20 protein-coding genes are annotated in these 23594 nt (G+C 74.9%); 11 read left to right on the top strand and 9 right to left on the bottom strand.

From position 1 onward, the window contains the following. Positions 1-3: 3 nt before the first annotated feature. Positions 4-411, bottom strand: a complete 408-nt coding sequence (gene sdhC, locus SJY06_RS10635) for a succinate dehydrogenase, cytochrome b556 subunit (RefSeq protein WP_380167339.1) — start codon at positions 409-411, stop codon at positions 4-6. A 176-nt stretch (positions 412-587) separates the two neighbouring features. Beyond that, positions 588-1769 carry a glycosyltransferase family 4 protein gene (locus SJY06_RS10640; protein WP_380167341.1) on the bottom strand — a complete coding sequence of 394 codons (1182 nt, stop codon included), beginning with the start codon at positions 1767-1769 and terminating at the stop codon, positions 588-590. Between the two features lie 39 nt (positions 1770-1808). Here SJY06_RS10640 and SJY06_RS10645 point away from each other — a divergent pair, with 39 nt between their 5' ends. The 9 genes from SJY06_RS10645 (at position 1809) to SJY06_RS10685 (ending at position 13109) form a co-directional block, all read left to right on the top strand. Next, complete coding sequence (locus SJY06_RS10645; RefSeq protein ID WP_380167343.1) at positions 1809-2969, top strand: mannose-1-phosphate guanylyltransferase; 1161 nt, start codon at positions 1809-1811, stop codon at positions 2967-2969. 26 nt (positions 2970-2995) lie between these two features. Further along, positions 2996-4612 (top strand): methylmalonyl-CoA mutase, encoded by a 1617-nt coding sequence (locus SJY06_RS10650; protein WP_380167345.1) that lies wholly within the window; start codon positions 2996-2998, stop codon positions 4610-4612. A 183-nt stretch (positions 4613-4795) separates the two neighbouring features. Next, the gene (locus tag SJY06_RS10655) at positions 4796-5902 is read left to right on the top strand and encodes a BMP family protein (RefSeq protein WP_380167347.1); all 1107 of its coding nucleotides are present in this window, start codon (positions 4796-4798) and stop codon (positions 5900-5902) included. Positions 5903-5999: 97 nt separating this feature from the next. Further along, positions 6000-7610 carry an ABC transporter ATP-binding protein gene (locus SJY06_RS10660; protein WP_380167349.1) on the top strand — a complete coding sequence of 537 codons (1611 nt, stop codon included), beginning with the start codon at positions 6000-6002 and terminating at the stop codon, positions 7608-7610. After that, positions 7607-8833, top strand: a complete 1227-nt coding sequence (locus SJY06_RS10665) for an ABC transporter permease (protein WP_380167351.1) — start codon at positions 7607-7609, stop codon at positions 8831-8833. Before SJY06_RS10660 ends, SJY06_RS10665 begins: the two co-directional genes overlap by 4 nt. Next, on the top strand, positions 8830-10125 hold the full coding sequence (locus tag SJY06_RS10670) for an ABC transporter permease (protein WP_380167353.1): 1296 nt from the start codon (positions 8830-8832) through the stop codon (positions 10123-10125). The genes SJY06_RS10665 and SJY06_RS10670 overlap by 4 nt, the downstream gene beginning before the upstream one ends. Next, complete coding sequence (locus tag SJY06_RS10675; protein WP_380167355.1) at positions 10122-10571, top strand: cytidine deaminase; 450 nt, start codon at positions 10122-10124, stop codon at positions 10569-10571. The genes SJY06_RS10670 and SJY06_RS10675 overlap by 4 nt, the downstream gene beginning before the upstream one ends. Positions 10572-10653: 82 nt before the next feature. After that, positions 10654-11964 (top strand): thymidine phosphorylase, encoded by a 1311-nt coding sequence (locus SJY06_RS10680; RefSeq protein ID WP_380167357.1) that lies wholly within the window; start codon positions 10654-10656, stop codon positions 11962-11964. Between the two features lie 50 nt (positions 11965-12014). Next, complete coding sequence (locus SJY06_RS10685; RefSeq protein ID WP_380167359.1) at positions 12015-13109, top strand: adenosine deaminase; 1095 nt, start codon at positions 12015-12017, stop codon at positions 13107-13109. 46 nt (positions 13110-13155) lie between these two features. Here the strand turns inward: SJY06_RS10685 and SJY06_RS10690 are convergent, their stop codons facing one another. Then, a complete protein-coding gene (locus SJY06_RS10690; protein ID WP_380167361.1) occupies positions 13156-13878 on the bottom strand; it encodes a response regulator in 723 nt (240 codons plus the stop codon). Next, a complete protein-coding gene (locus SJY06_RS10695; RefSeq protein ID WP_380167363.1) occupies positions 13875-15185 on the bottom strand; it encodes a sensor histidine kinase in 1311 nt (436 codons plus the stop codon). Before SJY06_RS10695 ends, SJY06_RS10690 begins: the two co-directional genes overlap by 4 nt. A gap of 153 nt (positions 15186-15338) precedes the next feature. Between SJY06_RS10695 and SJY06_RS10700 the strand changes: the two genes are divergently transcribed. Continuing rightward, complete coding sequence (locus tag SJY06_RS10700; protein WP_380167365.1) at positions 15339-16352, top strand: CPBP family intramembrane glutamic endopeptidase; 1014 nt, start codon at positions 15339-15341, stop codon at positions 16350-16352. Positions 16353-16382: 30 nt separating this feature from the next. Here SJY06_RS10700 and SJY06_RS10705 read toward each other — a convergent pair whose 3' ends face one another. The 5 genes from SJY06_RS10705 to deoC all read right to left on the bottom strand — a co-directional run bounded on the left by SJY06_RS10705 (position 16383) and on the right by deoC (position 22890). Continuing rightward, a complete protein-coding gene (locus tag SJY06_RS10705; protein WP_380167367.1) occupies positions 16383-18590 on the bottom strand; it encodes an MMPL family transporter in 2208 nt (735 codons plus the stop codon). A 107-nt stretch (positions 18591-18697) separates the two neighbouring features. After that, on the bottom strand, positions 18698-19345 hold the full coding sequence (locus SJY06_RS10710; RefSeq protein WP_380167369.1) for a uridine kinase: 648 nt from the start codon (positions 19343-19345) through the stop codon (positions 18698-18700). Further along, the gene (locus SJY06_RS10715; RefSeq protein WP_380167371.1) at positions 19342-20289 is read right to left on the bottom strand and encodes an aldehyde dehydrogenase family protein; all 948 of its coding nucleotides are present in this window, start codon (positions 20287-20289) and stop codon (positions 19342-19344) included. The genes SJY06_RS10710 and SJY06_RS10715 overlap by 4 nt, the downstream gene beginning before the upstream one ends. An 11-nt stretch (positions 20290-20300) precedes the next feature. After that, positions 20301-21776, bottom strand: coding sequence for an aldehyde dehydrogenase family protein (locus SJY06_RS10720; RefSeq protein WP_380167373.1), 1476 nt, complete (start codon positions 21774-21776; stop codon positions 20301-20303). 67 nt (positions 21777-21843) lie between these two features. Then, positions 21844-22890: a deoxyribose-phosphate aldolase gene (gene deoC, locus SJY06_RS10725; protein WP_380167375.1), complete on the bottom strand. Its 1047-nt coding sequence runs from the start codon at positions 22888-22890 to the stop codon at positions 21844-21846. Positions 22891-22923: 33 nt separating this feature from the next. Between deoC and SJY06_RS10730 the strand changes: the two genes are divergently transcribed. After that, positions 22924-23586 (top strand): PH domain-containing protein, encoded by a 663-nt coding sequence (locus SJY06_RS10730; protein ID WP_380167377.1) that lies wholly within the window; start codon positions 22924-22926, stop codon positions 23584-23586. Positions 23587-23594 lie beyond the last annotated feature (8 nt).

Below are 23594 nucleotides of genomic sequence, written 5' to 3' on the forward strand. Positions count from 1 at the left end.
AGGTCACTCCCCGAAGACGAAGCCGAGGTGGCGGACGGTGAACGGCACCATGAGGATCACCCAGAGGCCGATCACGCCGTAGAGCATCTGCTTGTGGAACCGCGGCCCGCTGCGCCAGAAGTCGACGAGGATCACGCGCAGGCCGTTGAGGGCGTGGAACAGGAACGCCCCCACCAGGCCGACCTCGGCCAGCCCGACCACGGGGTTCTTGTAGGTCTCGATGACCACGTCGTAGGCCTCGGGCGAGATCCGGACCAGGCCGGTGTCCAGGACGTGCACGAGCAGGAAGAAGAAGAGCACGACGCCGGTGATGCGGTGCAGCACCCACGACCACATGCCCTCGTTGCCCCGGTACAGCGTCCCCTGCGGCTTCCTGCTGCGGCTGGGGGCGTTGACGGCGGTGGACGCCACTGTGCGGTCCTTCCTGCAGTCCCGTTGTCACGGCCACCTGACTGGCCACCCCCGTACGGGGCGCCGGGGTGCACCGACGGGCTCAGCATACGTGCGCCCGACCCGGCACGACGGGTCGGGGCGACGTCGTGTGGGTCACAGCGTGACCGCACGTGCGCGGGGCGTGTCGACCGGGGTCAGCGTGCGAACAGGTCGCCGCCCGCCACGGTCGACAGGTCCAGCACCGTGCGGCGCGGCGTGCCGGGGTGGGCCCGGACCGCCTCGTCGTAGTAGCCGAGCAGCTGCTGGCACACGGCGTCCCAGGACCGGCCGAGCACGGCGCGCCGTCCGGCCTCGCCCATCCGCTCGCGCAGCGCGGCGTCCCGGACCAGCACCCCGACCTGCCGCGCCATCGCCCGGTCGTCCTCGCCGCCGTAGCGGTACCCCGTGACCCCGTGCTGCACGATGTCGCGCGGCCCGCCGACGTCGGGGGCCACCACGGGCAGCCGGGCGGCCATGGCCTCCTGCAGCGTCTGGCCGAACGTCTCCTCGGTGCCGGTGTGCACGAACACGTCGAGCGCGCCGTAGGCGTCCGACAGGGCCTGGCCGTCCAGGTGGCCCAGGAACGTTGTCGGCAGGCCCACCTCGGCCAGGTGGCGCTCCAGCCCGGCCCGGCTCGGGCCGTCCCCGCCCACCACCAGGCGGATGCCGGGCACGGCGGCCAGGGCGGCGAGCCGCTCGACCCGCTTCTCGGGGAACAGCCGGCCGATGTAGCCCACGACGACCTCGCCGTCCGGGGACAGCCGCTGCCGCAGGGCGCGGGCCGACCCGCTGTCGCGCTGCGCCGGGGCGAACCGCTCGGTGTCCACGCCGCGGCCCCACAGCCGCACCCGGGGCACCCGGTGGGCGCGCAGGTCGGCGGCGGCGGCCCGCGACGGCGCCAGCGTCATGTCGGCCATCTCGTGCACCCGCCGCACCCAGCGCCAGACCCCGCGCGAGGCCATCTTGAAGCCGTGCCGCGCCGCGAAGCCGGCCATGTCGGTCTGGTAGACCGCCACGGTGGGCAGGTCGAGGCGCTCGCACGCGGTCAGGCCGTAGGCGCCGAGCACGAACGGGGCGGCGACGTGCACGACGTCGGGGCGGAAGTCCTCCAGCGCCTGGGTGACGTGGGCCGTGGGCAGGCCGACCGGGAACTGCCGGTAGCTGAACGCCGTGACCTCCCGCACCGCCGCGCCGGCGTAGGACTCCGGGGCCGGGCCGGGGCAGATGACCAGGCCCTCGTGGCCGTGGCGCTCCAGGTGCTCCAGCACGCGGCAGACGCTGTTGGTCACCCCGTTGACGGTGGGCAGGAACGACTCCGCCACCACAGCGACCCGCATGCGCGTCACTGTAGTGCCCCCACCGTTACGGTCCTGGGCATGAACCACTGGCGCTCCGCCCACCCGTCCGAACGGCTGCCCGGCTTCCACGCCGTGGTCCCGGCCGGGGGCGCGGGCACCCGGTTGTGGCCGCTGTCGCGCTCGGCCCGCCCCAAGTTCCTGCACGACCTCACCGGCACGGGCCGCACCCTGATCCAGGCCACCTGGGACCGGCTGGTGCCGCTGGCCGGCGAGGACGGCATGGTCGTGGTGACCGGCTCGGCCCACGCCGTCGCGGTCGCCCGGCAGCTGCCCGGCCTGCACGACGAGGACCTGGTGGTCGAGCCCGCGCCCCGCAACTCCGCCGCGGCCATCGGCCTGGCGGCGGCGGTGCTGGCCCGGCGCGACCCCGAGGCCGTGCTGGGGTCGTTCGCGGCCGACCACGTGATCACCGACGACGACGCCTTCCGGACCGCCGTCACCGAGGCCGTGGCGGCGGCGCGGGACGGCTGGCTCGTGACGATCGGCATCGACCCCACCGGCCCGTCCACCGGCTTCGGCTACGTCCACCCCGGCGAGGCGCTCGACGTGCGGGGGGCGCCGTCGCTGCGCCGGGTGGAGCAGTTCGTCGAGAAGCCGGACGAGGCCACGGCGCGGGCCTACGTCGAGGCCGGCTGGCGCTGGAACGCGGGCATGTTCGTCGTCCGGGCGCAGGGGCTGATGGACCTGCTGGCCGAGCACGAGCCCGCCCTGGCCACCGGGCTGCAGCGGATCGCGGCCGCCTGGGACGGCGAGGACCGCGAGGAGGTGCTGGCCGCGACCTGGCCCAGCCTGCCGTCGGTGCCGATCGACACCGCCGTGGCCGAGCCGGCCGCCGCGCAGGGCCGGGTGGCCGTCGTGCCGGGCCCGTTCCGCTGGGACGACGTGGGGGACTGGACCTCGCTGGGCGACCTGCTCGCCTCCGGCCTGGAGCAGACCGTGCCCGCCGGGGACGACGCCGAGGGCCTGCGGGTGCTGGGCGACGCGAGCAAGGTCGTCGGCAACGACGCCACCGGCGTGGTCGTGCCCAACGGGGGCCGGCTCGTGGTGGTGGCGGGGATCCAGGACGTCGTCGTGGTCGACACCCTGGACGCCGTGCTGGTCACGACCCGGGAGCGGGCGCAGGAGGTCAAGCACATCGTCGACATCCTCAAGCGGGAGGGCCGCACCGACCTGGTGTGAGCGCGGACGACCGTACGATCGCCGCCATGACGCGGGAGTCGACGACGGGGTCCACGACAGGCTCCACGGGGTCGCACACCGAGTCGGGGCTGTCGCTGCCCGCGGTCGCGGGCCCGGAGGACGTCGCCGACGGGCTGCCGGGGCGCCTGGGGGAGCCGGGGCGCTTCCCGTACACCCGTGGCGTGCACCCGGGGATGTACACGACCCGGCCGTGGACCATGCGGCAGTACGCGGGCTTCGGCAGCGCCGCGGAGTCCAACGCCCGCTACCACCAGCTCGTCGCGGCCGGCACGGGCGGGCTGAGCGTGGCCTTCGACCTGCCGACCCAGATGGGCCTGGACTCCGACGACCCGCTGGCCGGAGGCGAGGTGGGCAAGGTCGGGGTGGCGATCGACTCCCTGGACGACATGCGCACCCTGTTCGACGGGCTGCCGCTGGACGAGGTGTCGACCTCGATGACCATCAACGCCCCCGCGTCGGTCCTGCTGCTGCTCTACCAGCTGGTCGCGGAGGAGAACGGCATCGACCCGGCCCGGCTGCGGGGCACGGTGCAGAACGACGTGCTCAAGGAGTACATCGCCCGGGGCACGTACATCTTCCCGCCGGCGCCGTCGCTGCGCCTGGTCAGCGACACGTTCGCCTACTGCGCCGAGCACCTGCCGGCCTGGAACACCATCTCGGTGTCGGGCTACCACATGGCCGAGGCCGGGGCCACGCCCGCGCAGGAGGTCGCGTTCACCCTGAGCGACGGCATCGCCTACCTGGAGGCCGCGCAGGCCGCCGGGCTGGCGGTCGAGCAGGTCGCGCCCCGGCTGTCGTTCTTCTTCGTGGCCCGCACCACGCTGCTGGAAGAGGTGGCCAAGTTCCGCGCCGCCCGCCGGGTCTGGGCCCACCTGGTGCGCGACCGCTTCGGCTGCGACGACCCGCGCGCGCAGATGCTGCGCTTCCACACCCAGACCGCCGGGGTGCAGCTGACGGCCCAGCAGCCCGAGGTCAACCTGGTCCGGGTGGCCCTGCAGGCCCTGGGTGCCGTGCTCGGCGGGACGCAGAGCCTGCACACCAACTCCTACGACGAGGCCATCGCCCTGCCGACGGAGAAGGCGGCCCGGCTCGCGCTGCGCACCCAGCAGGTGCTGGCCTTCGAGACCGACGTGACGAAGGTCGTGGACCCGTTCGCCGGCTCCTACGCCGTCGAGGCCATGACCGACACCCTGCAGGCCGAGGTCGAGCGCCTGATCGGCTCCGTCGACGACCTGGGCGGGGCCGTGGCCGCCATCGAGGCCGGCTTCCAGAAGTCGGAGATCGAGCGCTCCGCTTACGCCGTCGCCCAGCAGATCGACGCCGGCGAGCGGGTCGTGGTCGGGGTGAACCGCTTCCGCACCGACACCGAGGAGCCCTACGAGCCGCTGCGCCCGGACCCGGACCTGGAGCGGGCCCAGGTGGCCCGGCTGGCCGCGCTGCGCGCCCGGCGCGACGGCGCCGCGGTCGAGCAGGCCCTGGCGCGGCTGCGCGAGGCCGCCGCGGGCACGGCCAACGTGCTCGTCCCGATGCGGGACGCGCTGGCCGCCCTGGCCACGGTCGGTGAGGTCTGCGGCGTGCTGCGTGACCAGTGGGGCCGCTACGAGCCGTCAGAGCGGTTCTGACCGCTCCTGACCTGCTGTTCGAGCCCGGATCACGGGATCGTCACGACCTGGTCACGACCTCGCCGGACCGTCGTGGCGGAGCCCCCCCGGAAGGTATGTTCCCCCTCGACCGTGCGCGGGGCCCCAGCAGCCGTCACCGGCGCCACCCCGGCGGTCCATCGGCCACACCATCAGGAGGAAATTGTGAAGCAGTGGACGCGTGTGACCGCGGTCCTGGGTCTGTCGGCCCTCGCCCTCGCGGCGTGCGGCGAGGCGCCCGACGACGAGGCGGCCCCGGCCGAGAGCGGTGCCGCCGGTGCCACGGACAGCAGCGAGGCCGCCGCGGAGCCGGTGGACTTCACGGGCTGCATGGTCACCGACGCCGGTGGCGTCGACGACCGGTCCTTCAACGAGGCGGCCGACCGCGGCCTGACCCAGGCCGTCGACGAGCTGGGGATCGAGAAGAACGTCGTCGAGTCCAGCTCCGAGACCGACTACACCCCCAACGTCGAGCAGCTCGTCGCCGGTGAGTGCGACCTGATCGTCGGCGTCGGGTTCCTGCTGGCGGGCGCGGTCGGCGAGGCCGCCACGGCCAACCCCGAGGAGACGTTCGCCCTGATCGACTCCACGCTCGAGGAGCCGGCCGACAACGTCAAGCCGCTGCTGTTCAACACCGCCGAGGCCGCGTTCCTCGGTGGCTACCTGGCCGCCGGCATGACCGAGTCCGGCACCGTCGCCACCTTCGGCGGCATCCCGATCCCGCCCGTCACCATCTTCATGGACGGCTTCGTCGACGGCGTGGCCTACTACAACGAGGAGAAGGGCGAGGACGTCCAGGTCCTCGGCTGGGACAAGGAAGCCCAGGACGGCACCTTCACCGGTGACTTCGAGAACCAGGCCAACGGCCAGACCACGACGGAGAACTTCATCTCCCAGGGCGCGGACATCATCCTGCCCGTGGCCGGCCCCGTCGGCCTGGGTGCGGCCGCGGCCGCCGAGGCCGCCGACGGCGTCAACCTGATCTGGGTCGACTCCGACGGCTACGAGTCCGCCTCGCAGTACGGCTCGCTGTTCATCTCCTCGGTGCTCAAGAACATCGACGCCGCGGTCTTCACGACCACGCAGGAGACCATCGACGGCGCGTTCAGCAGCGACCCGTACGTCGGCACGCTGGAGAACGGTGGCGTCGGGCTGGCCCCGTTCCACGACTTCGAGGACACCGTCCCGCAGGAGCTGAAGGACGAGCTCACCGCGATCCAGGACGGCATCGTGGCCGGCGACATCGTCGTGGAGTCGCCCGCGTCCCCGTGACGCGCGCTCTGTGACACGGCTCCAGCTGCGGGGGCGTACCGGACCGGTGCGCCCCCGCAGTACGTTCTGACGCAGGTACCCACACGAGGAGGTGGCGGTGAAGCTCGAGCTCCGGGGCATCACCAAGCGGTTCGGTTCGTTCACCGCCAACGACGGCATCGACCTGGTGGTCGAGCCCGGTGAGATCCATGCCCTGCTGGGCGAGAACGGCGCGGGCAAGTCCACCCTGATGAACGTGCTCTTCGGCCTGCTGCGGGCCGACGAGGGCACGGTGCTGGTCGACGGCGAGCCCGTGGCCTTCACCGGGCCCCGCGACGCCATGGCGGCCGGCATCGGCATGGTCCACCAGCACTTCATGCTCGTGCCGGTGTTCACCGTGGCCGAGAACGTCGTGCTCGGCGACGAGCCCGTCAAGGGCGGCGGGTTCCTCGACCGCGCCGGCGCCGCGCAGCGGGTGCGCGAGACCGCCGCGCGCTTCGGCTTCCACCTGGACCCCGACGCCATGGTCGGTGACCTGCCCGTCGGCGTGCAGCAGCGGGTGGAGATCGTCAAGGCCCTGGTCCGCGACGCCGAGGTGCTCATCCTCGACGAGCCGACCGCGGTGCTGACGCCGCAGGAGACCGACGAGCTGCTGACGATCATGCGGGAGCTGGCCGACTCCGGGAAGGCCATCGTCTTCATCACGCACAAGCTGCGCGAGGTCAAGGCGGTCGCCGACCGGATCACCGTCATCCGCCGCGGCAAGGTCGTCGGCACCGCCGAGCCGTCCGCGTCGGCCACCGAGCTCGCCTCGCTCATGGTCGGCCGGGCCGTCGACCTGACGGTCGACAAGCAGGACCAGGAGCCGGGCGAGGTCCGCTTCAGCGTCCGCGGGCTGACGCTGGTCGAGCCGTCCGGCGTCACCAGCCTGGCCGGCGTCGACCTGGACGTGCGCAGCGGCGAGATCGTCGCCCTGGCCGGCGTCCAGGGCAACGGCCAGACCGAGCTCACCGAGGTCGTCCTGGGCCTGCACCGGCCGACCACCGGCTCGGTCATGCTCGACGGCAACGAGCTCGGCGGTCGCTCCGTGCGCCAGGTGCTCGACGCCGGGGTGGGGTTCGTCCCGGAGGACCGGTCCACCGACGGCGTGATCGGCAGCTTCACGGTGGCCGAGAACCTCGTGCTCGACCTGTTCCACGACGCGCCGTACGGCTCCGGGCTCAGCTACCGGCCGGGCGCCGTGGCCGAGAACGCCGCGCAGCGCATCACCGAGTTCGACATCCGCGCCGGCGGCCCGGAGTCCACGGCCGGGTCGCTGTCGGGCGGCAACCAGCAGAAGGTCGTCCTGGCCCGTGAGCTGTCGCGCCCGCTGCGCCTGCTCATCGCCAGCCAGCCGACCCGCGGCCTGGACGTCGGGTCGATCGAGTTCGTCCACAGCCGGATCGTGCGCGAGCGGGACAACGGCACCGCCGTCCTCATCGTCTCGACCGAGCTGGACGAGGTCGTGGCCCTCGCCGACCGGATCGCCGTCATGTACGCCGGCCGGGTGGTCGGGGTCGTCCCGGCCGACACCCCGCGCGAGGTCCTGGGGCTGATGATGGCCGGGATGTCCGCCGAGGAGGCCGCGCACGCCCACCGCAGCGAGACCGGGCACCTGCCCGCCCCCGGTGAGACCCCGCCGGGGGCCGACGCCGGTCCCGACGTCGCCCCGTCCGGAGGAGACCGATGAGCGCCCCCGTGGCCGAGACCCCCGCGCCCGCTCCGCAGCCGTCGGCCGCGCGGCCGCGGGCGACGTCGTTCTGGCGCTCCACCGCGCTGCCCTCGCTGCTGTCGGTGGTGATGGCCCTGGTCGTCGGGGCCGTGCTGATCGCCCTCAGCGACGACGACGTGCGGGCCGCCTCGCAGTACTTCTTCTCGCGGCCCACCGACACCTTCGTCGCGGTCTGGCAGAGCGTGACCCAGGCCTACGCGGCGCTGTTCCGCGGCTCGATCATCAACCTGTCGGCCGACAGCGTGGCCGGGGTGCTCGGGCCGCTGGCCAACACGCTGCTGTTCGCCACCCCGCTGATCGCCGGCGGCCTCGCCGTGGCGATCCCGTTCCGGGCGGGCATGTTCAACATCGGCACCGAGGGCCAGATCACCGTCGCGGCCGTGTTCGCGGCCTACGTCGGCTTCGCCTTCGCGCTGCCGCCGGTCGTGCACCTGGTCGCGGCCGTGCTGGCCGGCCTGCTGGGCGGGGCGCTGTGGGGGGCGATCCCCGGGGTGCTCAAGGCCACCACCGGGGCGCACGAGGTCATCACCACGATCATGCTCAACTACGTGGCCCGGTTCGGGATCCTGTTCGCCCTGGGTACCACGTACTTCCAGCGCGAGGGCCGGGCCGACCCGATCAGCCCGCCCATCCCCGACACCGCCGCGCTGCCCGCCCTGCTGCCCTTCGGGCGGCTCAACTGGGCCTTCGTCATCGCGCTGGCCGCGGCCGCGCTGGCCTGGTGGCTCATCAACCGCAGCACCGTCGGCTTCCGGCTGCGCGCGGTCGGGGCCAACCCCGAGGCGGCCCGCACGGCCGGCATGTCGGTGCCCCGCACCTACGTCACGGCCATGGTGCTGGCCGGCACCTTCGCCGGCGTCGCCGGCGTCTCGCAGGTGCTGGGCAGCGAGAAGGTGCTCACGGGCGGCATCAGCGCCGGGCTGGGCTTCGACGCCATCACGGTCGCCCTGCTCGGCCGGGCCAACCCGCTCGGGGTGGTCGCCGCGGGCCTGCTTTTCGGCGGGCTCAAGGCCGGCGGGCTCACCATGCAGGCCACCACGGGCACCTCGCTGGACATCGTCGTCGTCCTGCAGGCCCTGATCGTGCTGTTCATCGCCGCACCGGCCCTGATCTCGGCCGTGTTCCGGCTCCGCTCCACCGGCGCAGGCGTCGGTCAGCTCTCGAAGGGGTGGAACGGATGAGCGCCACCGCCACCGCTCCCGCACCGCAGGCCGACGTCCCGCAGGGCCCGCCCGTCGTGGCCGTGCGCCGCTCGTGGCGCCAGCCCGTGGTGCTGTGGGTCATGGGCCTGCTGGCCCTGCTCGGGTTCGGGCTCGGCTCGCCCGCGGGCACCACCAGCGGGTTCCGGCTGTCCGTGGAGTCGCAGCTGGTGCAGCTGCCGTCGGTGGTCGTGCCCACGCAGCTGACGGCCCTGCTGCTGGCCGTGCTCGGCCTGGGCGTGGCCGGCGTCGTCACCTGGCTGGTGGCCACCCGCCGGCCGGTGTCGACCTGGTGGTCGGTGGCCTTCGGCGTCTCGTTCGCGCTGGCGTTCCTGGTGTGGGCCATCGCCGACAACGAGATCTCGTTCGTCAGCCTGCTGCAGGGCTCGCTGTTCCTGGCCACCCCGCTGGTCTTCGGGGCGCTGGGCGGGGTGCTGTGCGAGCGGGCCGGCGTCATCAACATCTCGATCGAGGGCCAGCTGCTGGCGGGGGCGTTCGCGTCCGCCGTCGTGGCCAGCCTGACCGGCAACCTGTACGTCGGCCTGCTGGCCGCGCCGGTGGCCGGGCTGTTCTTCGGCTGGCTGCTCGCGGTGTTCGCCATCCGCTACCTCGTCGACCAGATCGTCCTCGGCGTGGTGCTCAACGTGCTCGTCCTCGGCCTGACGAGCTTCCTGTACGGCCAGGTGCTGGTGAACAACGCCGACGCCTGGAACCAGCCCGGCCGGTTCTCGCGCATCCCGATCCCGGGGCTGGTGGAGATCCCGGTGCTGGGCCCCGTGCTGTTCAACCAGTCGATCATCGTCTACCTGATGTACGTGGCCGTCGTGGTGCTGCACGTGATGCTCTTCCGCAGCCGGTGGGGGCTGCGGGTCCGCGCGGTGGGGGAGCACCCCAAGGCCGCGGACACCGCCGGCATCGACGTCAACAAGGTCCGCTACCGCAACGTGCTCATGGGTGGCGCGATGGCCGGCCTGGGCGGGGCGTTCTTCACGCTCGGCTCGGTCGGGGCGTTCGGCGAGGAGATGACGGCCGGGCAGGGGTTCATCGCCCTGGCCGCGCTCATCTTCGGCCGGTGGTCCCCGGTCGGGGCGCTCGTGGCGGCGCTGCTGTTCGGGTTCGCGCTCAACCTGGCGTCGATCCTGTCCATCATCGGCACCCCGATCCCGCTGGAGTTCCTGCTGATGGCGCCCTACCTGGTGACGATCTTCGCCGTGGCCGGTGTCGTGGGCAAGGTCCGCGCCCCCGCGGCCGACGGCGTGCCGTACCGCTCGTGACCGGGCCAGGGAACGGGCCAGAGCGCGAGTCAGGGAGCGGGTCAGGGACCGAGGCGCCCGGGCCCGAGGTCGACTGGCCGGGGCTGCGGCAGGCCGCGGTCGAGGTCATGCGCCGCGCCTACGCGCCCTACAGCGGGTTCTCGGTCGGCGCGGCCGGCCTGGTGGACGACGGCCGGGTGGTCGTGGGGTGCAACGTGGAGAACGGCGCCTACGGCGTCACGCTGTGCGCCGAGTGCGGCATGGTCTCCGCGCTGCACGCCACGGGCGGCGGTCGGCTGGTGGCGGTCAGCGTGGTCGACGCGGCCGGCGACCCCTGCCCGCCGTGCGGGCGCTGCCGGCAGCTGCTGTGGGAGGCCGGCGGGCCGACCTGCGTCCTGGACGCCGGGGACGGGGCCGCCCCCGTGGCCATGACCGACGTGCTGCCCGGGGCGTTCGTCCTGCCCTAGCCCCGAACGGTCCGACGGTTCGAGGGCCCGACGGACCGTGGCACGTCCCGGCCGGCGGCCGGGCCGTGGGATGCTGCGCGGCGTGGTGATCACTCCTGCGACCGAGGCGTTCGACGCCGTCGACATCATCCGGACCAAGCGGGACGGCGGGGTGCTGAGCACCCCCCAGATCGACTGGGTGATCGACGCCTACACCCGCGGCGCCGTGGCCGATGAGCAGATGTCGGCCCTGGCCATGGCCATCCTGATCCGCGGCATGGGCCGCGACGAGATCTCCGGCTGGACCCGCGCCATGATCGCCTCGGGCGAGCGGATGGACTTCACCGACCTGCCGCGGCCCAGCGTCGACAAGCACTCCACCGGCGGCGTCGGCGACAAGATCACGCTGCCGCTGGCGCCCCTGGTCGCCGCGTGCGGGGCCGCGGTGCCGCAGCTGTCCGGGCGCGGCCTCGGTCACACGGGCGGGACGCTGGACAAGCTCGAGTCCGTCCCGGGCTGGCAGGCCGGGTTGGACAACGACCGGATGCGACAGATCCTCGTCGACGTCGGCGCCGTGATCTGCGCGGCAGGCTCTGGCCTTGCCCCCGCCGACCGAAAGCTCTACGCCTTGCGAGACGTGACCGGGACGGTGGAGGCGATCCCGCTCATCGCCAGCTCGATCATGAGCAAGAAGATCGCCGAGGGCACCGGGGGACTGGTGCTCGACGTCAAGGTCGGCTCCGGCGCGTTCATGAAGAGCATCGAGGACGCCCGCACCCTGGCCGGGACCATGGTCGGCCTCGGGGCCGACGCCGGCGTGCCCACCGTCGCCCTGCTCACCGACATGTCCACCCCGCTCGGCCTGACCGTCGGCAACGCGCTCGAGGTCCGGGAGTCCGTCGAGGTCCTCGCCGGTGGCGGGCCGACCGACGTCGTCGACCTGACCCTGGCCCTGGCGCGGGAGATGCTGGCCCTGGCCGGGATCGACGCCGACCCGGCCGCCGCGCTGGCCGACGGCCGGGCGATGGACGCGTGGAAGGCCATGATCCGGGCCCAGGGCGGCGACCCGGACGCGGCCCTGCCCACCGCCCGCGAGAGCCACGTCGTCACCGCCCCCGCGGACGGCGTGCTGACCCGGCTGGACGCGCTGGCCGTCGGGGTCGCCTCCTGGCGGCTCGGCGCCGGTCGGGCCCGCAAGGAGGACCCGGTGCAGGCCGGGGCCGGCATCGAGCTGCACGCCAAGCCGGGTCAGCAGGTGCGCGCTGGCCAGCCCCTGCTCACCCTGCACACCGACACCCCGGAGCGGTTCGCCCGGGCCCTGGAGTCGCTCGAGGGTGCCTACGACGTCGTCGACGGCGGCACGGCGACGGTCGGCGAGGTCGTGCTGGAGCGGGTGGACACGCCGCTGGCCTGAGCCCCGCCGGCGGCTCGTCGGGGCGAGCGGGCGGGCACTACCGTGAGCGGGTGACCGCCACCCCCACGCACCCGAGCCCCGTCGACCTCGCCGCCGCCCCCAAGGTGCTGCTGCACGACCACCTGGACGGCGGGCTGCGACCGGCCACGCTGGTGGAGCTGGCCGACGGCATCGGCCACACCCTGCCCAGCACCGACCCCGACGAGCTGGCTGCGTGGTTCGTGGCCTCGGCGGAGTCCGGCTCGCTGGTGCGCTACCTGGAGACCTTCGCCCACACCGTCGCGGTGCTGCAGACCGCCGAGGCGGTCGAGCGCGTGGCCGCGGAGGCCGTGCTCGACCTGGCGGCGGACGGCGTGGTCCACGCCGAGATCCGCTACGCGCCCGAGCTGTGCACCGAGGGCGGCCTGTCGCTGGAGGCCGTGGTGGAGGCCGGGCAGGCGGGCTTCGCCCGCGGGGTCCGCGAGGCGGCCGAGGCCGGGCACCGGATCGGCGTGGGGACGCTCATCGACGCCATGCGCCAGACCGACAACCACGTGGCCGCGGCCCGGCTGGCCGTGCGCTACCGCGACGCCGGCGTCGTCGGCTTCGACATCGCCGGCCCGGAGGCCGGGTTCCCCGCCAGCCGGCAGGCCGAGGCGTTCGACCTGCTCCGGGCCGAGCACGTGCCGTTCACCGTCCACGCCGGCGAGGCCGCCGGCCTGGACAGCGTCGAGGACGCCCTGTCGGTGGGGGCGCTGCGCCTGGGCCACGGCGTCCGCGTCGCCGACGACGTCGTCGCGGCCGACGCCCCCGGCGGCACCCCGCAGCTGGGTCGCGTCGCCACCTGGATCCGCGACCGCCGCATCCCGCTGGAGGCCAGCCCCACGTCCAACGTGCAGACCGGCGCCGCCCCCAGCATCGCCGCGCACCCGTCCACCCTGCTCAAGGACCTGGGCTTCGCGGTCACCGTCAACACGGACAACCGGCTGGTGTCCGGCACGACCATGACCAAGGAGATGACGTTGCTGCGCGAGCAGGCCGGCTGGAGCGACGCCGACCTGGCGCTGGCCAGCGTCGCCGCCGCCGAGGCGACGTTCCTGCCCCTGCCGGCCCGCGAGGAGCTCGTGCTTCGGGTGCGCGACGGCTGGGCGGCGCTGGCCGGCTGAGCCGGCTGGGCCCTCGTCCCCGGCGGTCGCCGTCGGCCGAGCCCGGTCAGCCCGGGCCGTCGTGCTCCAGCACGCGGATGGCGAGCTGCACGCGGTTGGTGACGTGCAGCTTCTCGAACAGGTGCGTCATGTGGGTCTTGACCGTCGTGGTGCTCAGGTAGAGGGCCGCGGCGATCTCGGCGTTGGTGAGGCCCTGCGCGACGAACCGGCCGACCTCCCACTCCCGGGCGGTGAGCCCGCCGGGCGCGGTGCGGCTGCCCGCGGCGTCCGCGACGCCCCCACCCGGTCCGCCCTGCTGCGGTCCGGCCCGGTGCGGTCCTCCCTGCGGTCCGGCGGCCAGGGCGACCAGCCGCGCGAGCACGCTGGGCGAGAACGAGGCGCGCCCCTGCGCCGCGTCGTGGACGGCCGTGACGACGTCCTCGGGCGGGGCGTCCTTGAGCAGGAACGACACGGCCCCGGCCCGCAGCGCCTCGAGCAGGTGGTCGTCGGTCTCGAACGCGGTCAGCACGACGACCCGGGCGCGGGACCCCGCCGCGACCAGCCGGCGGGTGGCCTCGATGCCGTCGGTGCCCGGCATCCGGACGTCCATCAGGACCACGTCGGGGTCCAGGTCGCTGACGCGGCGGACGGCCTCGGCGCCGTCCGCCGCCTCGCCGACCACGCTGATGCCGGCCGCGCCGTCGACCATCAGGCGCAGGCCCGCACGCATCAGCCGTTCGTCGTCCACGACCAGGACGCGGACCGCGGCGGCGTCCGCCGGCGCGCTCACGCCTGCCACGGCAGCACCACCTGGACCTCGAACCGGCCGTCGACCGCCCCGTACCGGGCGACCCCGCCCAGCAGCCGGGCCCGCTCGCCCACCCCCACCAGCCCGAGGCCGGTGCCCAGCGCCGGGCCCGGGGTCGGGACCAGGGGGTTGGACACCCGCAGCACGAGGTCGTCACCCTCGTGGGCGAGCAGCACCGCGACAGGTGCGCCGGGGGCGTGCTTGTGCGCGTTGACCAGCAGCTCGGCAGTCATCTGGGCCACGGACACGGCCGTGGCCGGGGAGCGCCGGTCCAGGTCGACGGCGCTCAGACCCCGCCAGCCGACCTCGACCTGCTGCCCCTGCTCGAGGGCCTGGGCGGCCAGGGCGTCGACCGAGCGCGACGTCGGCAGCGGCTCCGCGCCGCCGTGGTGACCGAGCCGCTGCTCCGGGTCGGTGCTGCGCAGCGCGGTCAGCACCTCGCGCAGGACCGCGTTGGCGTCCGCAGCGGCGTCGCGCACCGTCCGGGCGGCCTCGCGGGCCCGTTCCGGGGGCAGGTCGTCGCGGGAGGCGAGGGCCCCGGCGTGCAGCGCGATCAGGGACAGCTGGTGCGACAGCGTGTCGTGCATGTCGCGGGCGATGGCGCTGCGCTCCTCCGCCCGGGTGCGGGCGATGTCGGCCTCCCGGCCGTGGGCCAGCGCCGCCCGCTCCCGCTCGGCGGCGACCGCCTGCTCCCGCAGCGACGAGACCAGCGCGGTCCGCGTCCCCCGCACCCGGCCCCACAGCAGCAGGAGCCCGGCCACGGCCGCCAGCGCGAGCACCTCGGCCCACCACGGCAGCGGGTCGGGCGCGGGCGGGCCGACCAGCCCGTGCAGCCGGCTGACGCCGAGACCGCCCGCCACCACGACGGCGACGACCAGGGCGTCCAGGGCGCCGGAGCGCCGGGCGCCGACCCGCACCAGGCCCACGACACCGGCCGGGGCGGCCCAGGTGCTGAGCGTGCCCGCCACGACCAGCGCCACCGACGCCACCCGCGAGGTCCGGAACAGCCCGGCCAGGGCCGCGGCGGTGACGCCCACGGCGGCGTCCAGCAGCAGCAGGGCGACCCACGGCCCGGGCTGCTGCGGCTCGCCGCCCTCCTCGAGCGCGGCGCCCACCAGGACCAGGAACACCAGCGGCCCGAGCACGGAGCACGCGAGCGACACGGCGACGGCCCGCAGGTGCGGGTGGCGCCCGGACCGCGGGACCGACGCGTCGTCGGCCCGGCCGGTCCCGGGGTGCGGGGCCGGCGGGGCCGGGGCGACGGCCACGGGCCCGGTGGGTGCAGTCACCGCGCCAGCCTAGGGACGTGCGCGCGGGCCGAGATCGTCCTCGAGGAGGACCCGACCTCCTCCTCACGGGCCCCCTCCGGAGGATCGACACCCGGGCCCGCATCGGGCCGGTCGGCCGATCCGCTCCCGGGCCGGCCGCGTGACGGTGGTGCCATGACCGAGACACCCACCGCAGCCGTCCAGCTCCCCGTCCAGACGCACCCCGTCCAGCCGCACCCCGTCCAGCCGCACCCCGTCGGGGCCGGTGACCCGCTCGCCTACCACCGCCTCGCGCACCTCCGGCCGCGGACGTCGCGGTGGTGGCGGCCGTTCGCGACCCTGGGGGCCGGGGCGGGCCTGCTGCTCGGTCTCGTCGTCATCGCGCTCGTCGTAGCCGTGGTGAGCGTCATCGCGGTCGAGCACTCCCCGGGCGTGACGTGGCCCGGCGCCCTCACCCCCTCGACGGACCTCGACGACCCTCGCAACCCCGTGGACCTGCTGCTGTCCCTGGGGCTGATCGCGCTCCTGCTGCCCCTGGTCGTGCTCGCCCTGCGCTGGGGCGGCGGGCAGCGGGGAACGGTGCACTCCGTCGTCGGTCGGTTCCGGTGGGGGATGGCGCTGCGTGCCGCGGCCGTCGTGCTGCCCGGGTACGCGCTGGTGCTGTGGACCGCGACGGCCCTGGCCCCGCCGGCGGACCTGTCGCTGCCGCCGCTGGACGTGTCGCTGCTGGCGGTCGTCGTCGTGGTGCTGCTGCTGACCCCGCTGCAGTGCGCGGCGGAGGAGTACGCCTTCCGGGGGCTGCCGATGCAGCTGCTGGGCACGTGGTCCCGCTGGCCCGTGCTGGGGGTCGTGCTGCCGGTCCCGCTGTTCGTGCTCGGCCACGGCTACGACCGGGTGGGCCTGGTCGACATCGCCGTCTTCGCGTTGGCCATGGGGTTCCTGGTCTGGAAGAGCGGCGGCCTGGAGCTCGCGGTGGTGGTGCACACGGCCAACAACCTGCCGCTGCTGCTCGTCTCGCCGCTCAGCCCGAGCTCGCTGCAGCAGGGGGCGGTCGACCCGTGGCTGCTGGTGGTGTCGCTGACGCCGATGCTGCTGACCACCGCCGGGCTGACCGTCTGGGTGTCCCGCACCCACGGTGTCGGGCTGCTGGAGCCCGTCCGCGGCCGGGGCCGGCCGGCGCAGCCCTGACGCCCCGGCGCGGCACCGCGCCCCGACGGCTCAGGTCCGGACCCGGCCCCCCGCGTCCGCCGGCGCCGGGTCCGGAGCGACCCGCGTGGTCCGGCGCACCTGCGGCAGCACCCAGTTCCACCGACCGAGCAGGGTCATCGCCCCGGGCAGCAGGACGCCCCGCACCACGGTCACGTCCAGCAGCAGGGCCACCGTCATGCCGATGCCGACCTCCTTGACCGCGACCAGGTCGCCGATGGCGAAGCCGAGGAACACGATCCCGATGCACACCGCGGCGGCGGTCACCACGGGGCCCGAGGACGTGATGCCGGCCAGCACCGCCCGCTGGTTGGCGGCCGCGTCGCGGATGGGTTCGGCGTCCCAGGCCTCGCGGATCCGGGACAGCAGGAACACCTCGTAGTCCATCGACAGCCCGAACACCAGGACGGCCAGCAGCAGCGGCGTGGTCACGTCGAGCCGGCCGACCGGATCGAAGCCCAGCACGGGGGCGAACCAGCCCCGCTGGAACACCAGCACCAGCACCCCCAGGGTCGCCCCGAGGGTCAGCAGGTTGAGCAGCACGGCCTTGACGGGCACCACGAGGGACCGGGTGAGCCGGCCCAGCAGGACCAGGGTCGGCACCACGACGACGAGGAGGACCAGCCACAGCCGGTCGACGACACCGTCCTTGGTGTCGACCAGCTCGGCCGCCGGGCCCCCGACGGACACGGGTACGCCGAGGTCGGCGCCGCGCACCTGCCGGACCAGCTGCTGCGCCACCGGGTCGGTGGTGGTCCCGGTGGGCGTGACCTCCAGCAGCGAGGTGCCCGCGGGGGAGGCGTCGGCCGGGCGGATGCCGTCGACCCCGTCCAGCCCGCCCACCGCCGTGGTCACCGCGGCGACGTCCGCCGGGTCCGGCGAGCCCACCAGGACGAGCAGGGGCTGGGTGGCGACCAGCGGGAACTCCTGCTCGACGAGCTCGGCGACGGTGCGGGCCTCCGTGCCCGGCGGCAGCGAGCGGGCGTCGGAGGCGCCCAGCTGCAGCGTGGACAGCGGCAGGCACAGGGCGAGCAGCAGGACCGTGCTGGCCAGCGTGGCGACGACCGGCCGGCCCTGGGCCCAGCCCGCCAGCCGGGCCATCGCCCCGGCCCGTTCGGGCCGGGGGCGGCGCCACACCCAGGTCGTGGCCCCGTGCGCCGGGACGTGCCGGTGGGTCAGCGCCACCAGCGCCGGGACCAGGGTGATCCCGGCCACGGTGACGAGCGCGGCCACGGCCACCCCGCCCAGCGCCATGCTGGCCAGCAGCGGCTCGCCGACGACCAGCAGGCCCAGGAACGCCGTGCCGACGGCCAGGCCCGAGAACAGCACGGCCCGACCCGCCTGCGCCGTGGTCCGGGCCAGCAGCTCCGGCAGCGGCGCGGCGGGGTGCCGCTCCCGCTCCTCCCGGAACCGGGACAGCACCAGCAGGCTGTAGTCGACCGCCAGGCCCAGCCCCAGCAGCGTGACGATGTTGACGGCGAACTCCGACACCGCCACCACACCCGTCAGCCCGGTCAGCAGGAGCAGCGCCGAGGCGATGACGGCCAGGGCGGTGGCCAGCGGGACCAGGGCGACCCTGACCCCGCCGAGCAGCAGGACGAGGACCACGCACAGCACGCCGAGGGCCAGGGACTCCCCGCGCACGGCGTCGGCGACCGCCAGGTCGGCGAAGTCCCGCTCGGCGAGGAGCTCCCCGCCGACCACGACCTCGGGGGCCTCGACGGTGCGGAGCATGGCCGTGACCTCGTCGGCCGTGCGCAGCGCGGCCGCCTCGTCCAGGCCGGGGTCCAGCTCGACGACCACGAGCGAGCGCTGCCCGTCCTCGCTGATCAGCCCGCCCCCGGTCCAGGCGTCGGTGACCAGCGCGACGCCGGGCACCTCACGCACCCGGAACATCAGGTCGGTCGCGCTGTCGCGCAGCACCGGGTCGAAGAAGTCGGTCCCCCCGACGACCGCGACCACCGTCGCGGCGTCGGGGTCCACCGTCCTGACCTGCGCGGCGACGACGGCGGACTCGGCGTCGGCCCGGACGTCGGCCACGGTCTCGGTCCGGTCGAAGACCGACCCGCCGACGACGCCGCCGACCAGGGCGAGCAGGACCCAGGCCCCGACCACGAGGAACGGGTGCCGGGCCACCAGCGCGCCGAGGCGGGCCAGGGCGGTGGTGGGGGCCGGGGGCGCGGGGACCGGTCGGGCCCGCGGCGGCCGCCTCTTCGTCACGGAGGACAACCTAGAGGGGGCGCCGATCCCGCCGGAGGGGTTCCGCGGCGTGGTCCACCGCCCGCGCTCCCGCCCCGGCCGGGTCTGGGCGTCAGATGGTGCGCGGGTCAGGTGGTGCGGGCGGCGGTGGCCAGGTGGGTGGCGACGACCGCCTCGACCTCGGCCTTGCTCACCGCCCGGGTGCCCAGCCGGCTCCAGCGGCGCAGCAGGGCCGGCTCCTTGCGGGCCAGCGCCAGGCCCCGCCGCAGCAGCGTCAGGGGCGGCTTGCGGTGCCCGGCCAGGTCGCGGGCCAGGCGCCGGACGAACGTCACGACCGGGCGGGAACGCAGGTGCACGGCGTCCAGCAGCAGGCCGGAGCGGGACAGGTGCTCGACGATCTCGGGGGCGAACAGGCCCTCGGCCACGACGACCGTGCCGCCGGCCGCGAGCGCAACGGGGTGCGAGCCGGTGATGCTGGAGGTCGGGATGTCGTAGACGGGGACCTCGCAGCGGCCCTGCGTGCACAGGCCGACCAGGGCCCGGTGGGCGGCGGCGGCGTCCCAGGTGGCCGGGTCGTCCCAGTCGACGATGCCGCCCCAGGCGGGCAGGCCCGGGTCGGTGCCCTCGCGGTAGAAGTCGTCGAGCTGCACCACGGTCAGCTCGGGGTGACGCTGCCGCAGCCGTCCCACGAGGGTGGACTTGCCGGAGCCGCTCGCCCCGGCCAGCAGCAGGACGGTGGCCCGGGGCGTGGCCCCGGGCGGTGGCTGGTCGCTCATCGGCCCTTCGGGTGCCAGACGGTCTTGGTCTCCATGAACGTCAGCATGCGGCGCGGGTCGGGGACCTCGGCCCAGTCCGGCTCGGCGCCGTCGGGCAGGTCGGCCGGACGCAGCACCCGGGTCAGGGTGTCCGACGCCGCGGCCTCCAGGTCGCCCCAGGTGGGCTCGGCCAGCGCCGCCGCACCGGTCAGGTCGATCGCGTCGACGTCGCGGTGCGAGGCCAGCCACGGCCCGAGCTCGGCCGCGGACCCGGTCAGCAGGTTGACCACGCCGCCGGGGACGTCGGAGGTGGCGAGCACCTCGGCCAGGGCCACCGCCGGCAGCGGCCGGTCGAACGACGTCACCACCACGCACGTGTTGCCCGTGGCGATCACGGGGGCCACGACGCTGGTCAGGCCCAGCAGGGAGGAGCCCTGGGGCGCCAGGACCGCCACGACGCCGGTCGGCTCGGGCACCGACAGGTTGAAGTACGGCCCCGCCACCGGGTTGGCGTTCCCGGCCACCTGGGTGACCTTGTCCGTCCAGCCGGCGTACCAGACCCACCGGTCGACGGCGGCGTTCACCTGCCGGTGCGCGTCCTCCAGGCTGACGCCCTCGGCGTCGGCGACGAGCTCCACGAACTGGGCGGCGCGGCCCTCGAGCATCTCCGCCACCCGGTACAGCACCTGGCCGCGGTTGTACGCGGTGGCCCCGGCCCAGCCGCCGACCGCGGCGCGCGCCGCGACGACCGCGTCGCGGGCGTCCTTGCGCGAGGCCTGGGCCGCCTGGGCGAGCAGGCCGCCGTCCGCGGCGTGCACGGCGTAGGTGCGGCCCGACTCGCTGCGGGGGAACTTCCCGCCGACGTACAGCTTGTAGGTCTTGCGGACGTCGAGGCGGGCCGCCGGCTCGGGGGCGGCGGCCTTCTTGCGGCTGCCCTTGGCGCGGCCGGTGGTCGGTGTGCTCATCGGTCCTGTGCTCATCGGACGTAGGCCTCCAGACCGTGGCGGCCGCCCTCGCGGCCGTACCCGGACTCCTTGAACCCGCCGAACGGGCTGGTCGGGTCGAACTTGTTGAACGTGTTGGCCCAGACCACACCGGCCTTGAGCCGGTCCGCGGTCCACAGGATCTTGGAGCCCTTGTCGGTCCACACGCCGGCCGACAGGCCGTAGGGGGTGTTGTTGGCCTTGGCCACGGCCTCCTCGGGCGTGCGGAAGGTGAGCACCGACAGCACGGGCCCGAAGATCTCCTCCCGGGCCACGCGGTGGCTGGTCTGCACGCCCGTGAACAGCGTCGGGGTGAACCAGTAGCCCTTGTCGGGCAGCTCGCAGTCCAGGCTCCAGCGGGTGGCGCCCTCGTCCTCGCCGGCCTGGGCCAGCTCGGTGATCCGGCCCAGCTGGGCGGCGGAGTTGATGGCGCCCAGGTCGGTGTTCTTGTCCATCGGGTCGCCGACGCGCAGCGAGGCCAGGCGCCGCTTGAGCCGGTCGACGACCTCCTCGGCCACGGCCTCCTGCACCAGCAGGCGCGAGCCCGCGCAGCAGACGTGGCCCTGGTTGAAGAAGATGCCGTCGACGATGCCCTCGACGCAGGCGTCCATCGGGGCGTCGTCGTAGACGATGTTGGCGGCCTTGCCGCCCAGCTCCAGGGTGGCCTTGGTGCGGGTGCCGGCGATGCTGCGGGCGATGGCCCGGCCCACCCCGGTCGAGCCCGTGAACGCAACCTTGTCGACGTCGCCGTGGGTGACCAGCGCCTGACCGGTGTCGCCGGCGCCGGTGACGATGTTGACCACGCCCGGGGGCAGGTCCGCCTCGGCGCAGATCTCGGCGAACAGCAGGGCCGACAGCGGCGTCGTCTCGGCCGGCTTCAGCACCACGGTGTTGCCGGTGGCCAGCGCCGGGGCGATCTTCCAGGCCAGCATGAGCAGCGGGAAGTTCCAGGGGATGACCTGGCCGACCACGCCGTGGGGCTGCGGGTCGGCGCCGAGGCCGGCCCACTGCAGCTTGTCGGCCCAGCCGGCGTGGTAGAAGAAGTGGTTCGCGACCAGCGGGATGTCGACGTCGCGGGTCTCGCGGATCGGCTTGCCGTTGTCGAGGGTCTCGACCACGGCCAGCTCCCGGGCGCGCTCGGCGACCAGGCGGGCGATCCGGAACAGGTACTTGCCGCGCTCGGCCGGGGCCATCGGGCCCCAGACCCGGGTGTGGGCGCGGCGGGCCGCGGCCACGGCCCGGTCGACGTCGGCCGCCCCGGCGTGGGCGACGGTGGACAGCCGCTGCTCGGTGGCCGGGTTGACGGTGTCCAGCGTGCGCCCGTCCGCGGCTTCGGCGAACGTGCCGTCCACGAACAGCCCGTAGCTGTCGGCGATCCGGGCGATGGACGCGGACTCCGGCGCGGGGGAGTAACGGAACGGGGTGTCCGTCAGGTCGGTCAGGCTGCCCGTCCGGGTCAGGTCGGTCACTGGCGCTCCTGGGGGTCTGGGGCGGGGGTGCGCACCGGGCGGGGCGCGGGGGCGGCGGCGGGCACGGTCAGTCGACGCTGACGTGGTCCGGGCCGGAGTAGGCGCCGGTGCGCGCCTTCTGCCGCTGCATCAGGACGTCGTTGAGCAGGCTGGAGGCGCCGAACCGGAACCGGTCCGGGTGCAGCCAGTCCGGGCCCAGGGTCTCCTGCACCATCACCAGGTAGCGCAGCGCGTCCTTGGCCGTGCGGATCCCGCCGGCGGGCTTCATGCCCACCACCTGGCCGGTGGCCAGGTGGAAGTCGCGGATGGCCTCGAGCATGACCAGCGTGACGGGCATGGTCGCGGCGGGGCTGACCTTGCCCGTGCTGGTCTTGATGGTGTCGGCGCCGGCCAGCATGGCCAGCCAGGACGCGCGCCGGACGTTGTCGTAGGTGACGAGCTCGCCGGTCTCGAGGATGACCTTGAGCTTGGCGCGGGTGCCGTCGGGGCGGGCGCAGGCGGCCTTGACCGCCACCACGTCGCCGAACACCTGCAGCCAGCGCCCGGACAGGAACGCCCCGCGGTCGATGACCATGTCGATCTCGTGGGCGCCGGCGGCCACGGCGTCCGCGGTGTCGGCCAGGCGGATCGCGCTGGAGGCCCGGCCGGACGGGAAGGCCGTGGCCACGGCGGCGATCTTCACGCCGGGGTGCTGCCCGGGCGCCGGTGGCCTCCGCCACAGCGACCCGGCCTGCTCCAGCCCGGCGGCGACCTCGGTCACCAGGTCGCCGTAGACGCAGACGGCCGCGACGGGCGGGCAGTCGGTGGCGGGGTCGGGGTGGGCGGCCTTGGCCGCCAGGGTGCGGACCTTGCCGGGGGTGTCGGCGCCCTCGAGCGTGGTCAGGTCGATCATCGACACGACGGTGTCCAGGGCCCAGGCCTTGGCGTCGGTCTTGATCGAGCGCGTGCCGAACTTGGCGGCCCGGGCGTTCGTGCCGACCTCGTCGACACCGGGCAGACCGCGCAGGAACCGGCGCAGGCCCGCCTCGTCGACCCGCGGCCCCACCAGCGCGTCGACGGCGGCACCGGGGCTCCGGTCGGCGGTCGGCGCGGCGGGGGAGGCGAGGTCGGTCACGCGCAGAGCCTAACGCCGGGGCAGGATGGGTCGGTGACCTCGCAGCGCCCGACCCGACCCGGTGGCCCCGGGGGTGAGGGCACGGGGCCGGACGCCGGTCGGGTCGTCCTGCGGCCCGGCAACGGACGCCTGCTGGCCGGGGGCTGGTGGCTGCTGGTGCTGCTGCTGTCCGGTGACCTGCTGCTGCGCGGCAGCGCGGGCTCGGTGGCGCTGGGCCTGCCGCTGCTGGCGTTCTCGGCCGCCGCCGTCCACGCGATGTTCTGGCACCCGGCCGTCGTCGTCGACGCCGACGGCGTGGAGCTGGTCAACGTGCTGCGCACCGTCCGGCTGCCCTGGGCGTCGGTGGACGACCTCGACACCCGCTGGGCGCTGACCGTCCACGCGGGCGGGACCACCTGGACGTCGTGGGCGGCGCCGTCGTCCGGGCGGCGGATCCGGCCGGTGTCCCGCCGCGAGACGCCCTGGGCCGAGCCCGAGGCCGACGCCATCAGCGGCAGCCGGGCGCCGGGCAGCAGCGCGGGGGAGGCCGCCGTGCTGGTCGGCACCCGCTGGCAGACCTGGCGGGAGCGCTCGGCCCGGGACGCGGCCGTCGGGGCCGGTCAGCCCCGGGTCGGCTGGAACGCTCCGGTGGTCGCGTCGCTGGCCGTGACCACGGCCGTCGCGGCCGCCGCCGTGCTGCGGGCGCTCACCGGCTGAGGCGGCGG

Origin of the sequence: Jannaschia sp. R86511 (assembly GCF_042466345.1) — a bacterium.
In the GTDB taxonomy this organism is placed as follows: Bacteria; Actinomycetota; Actinomycetes; order Actinomycetales; family JBBAYJ01; genus Aquipuribacter.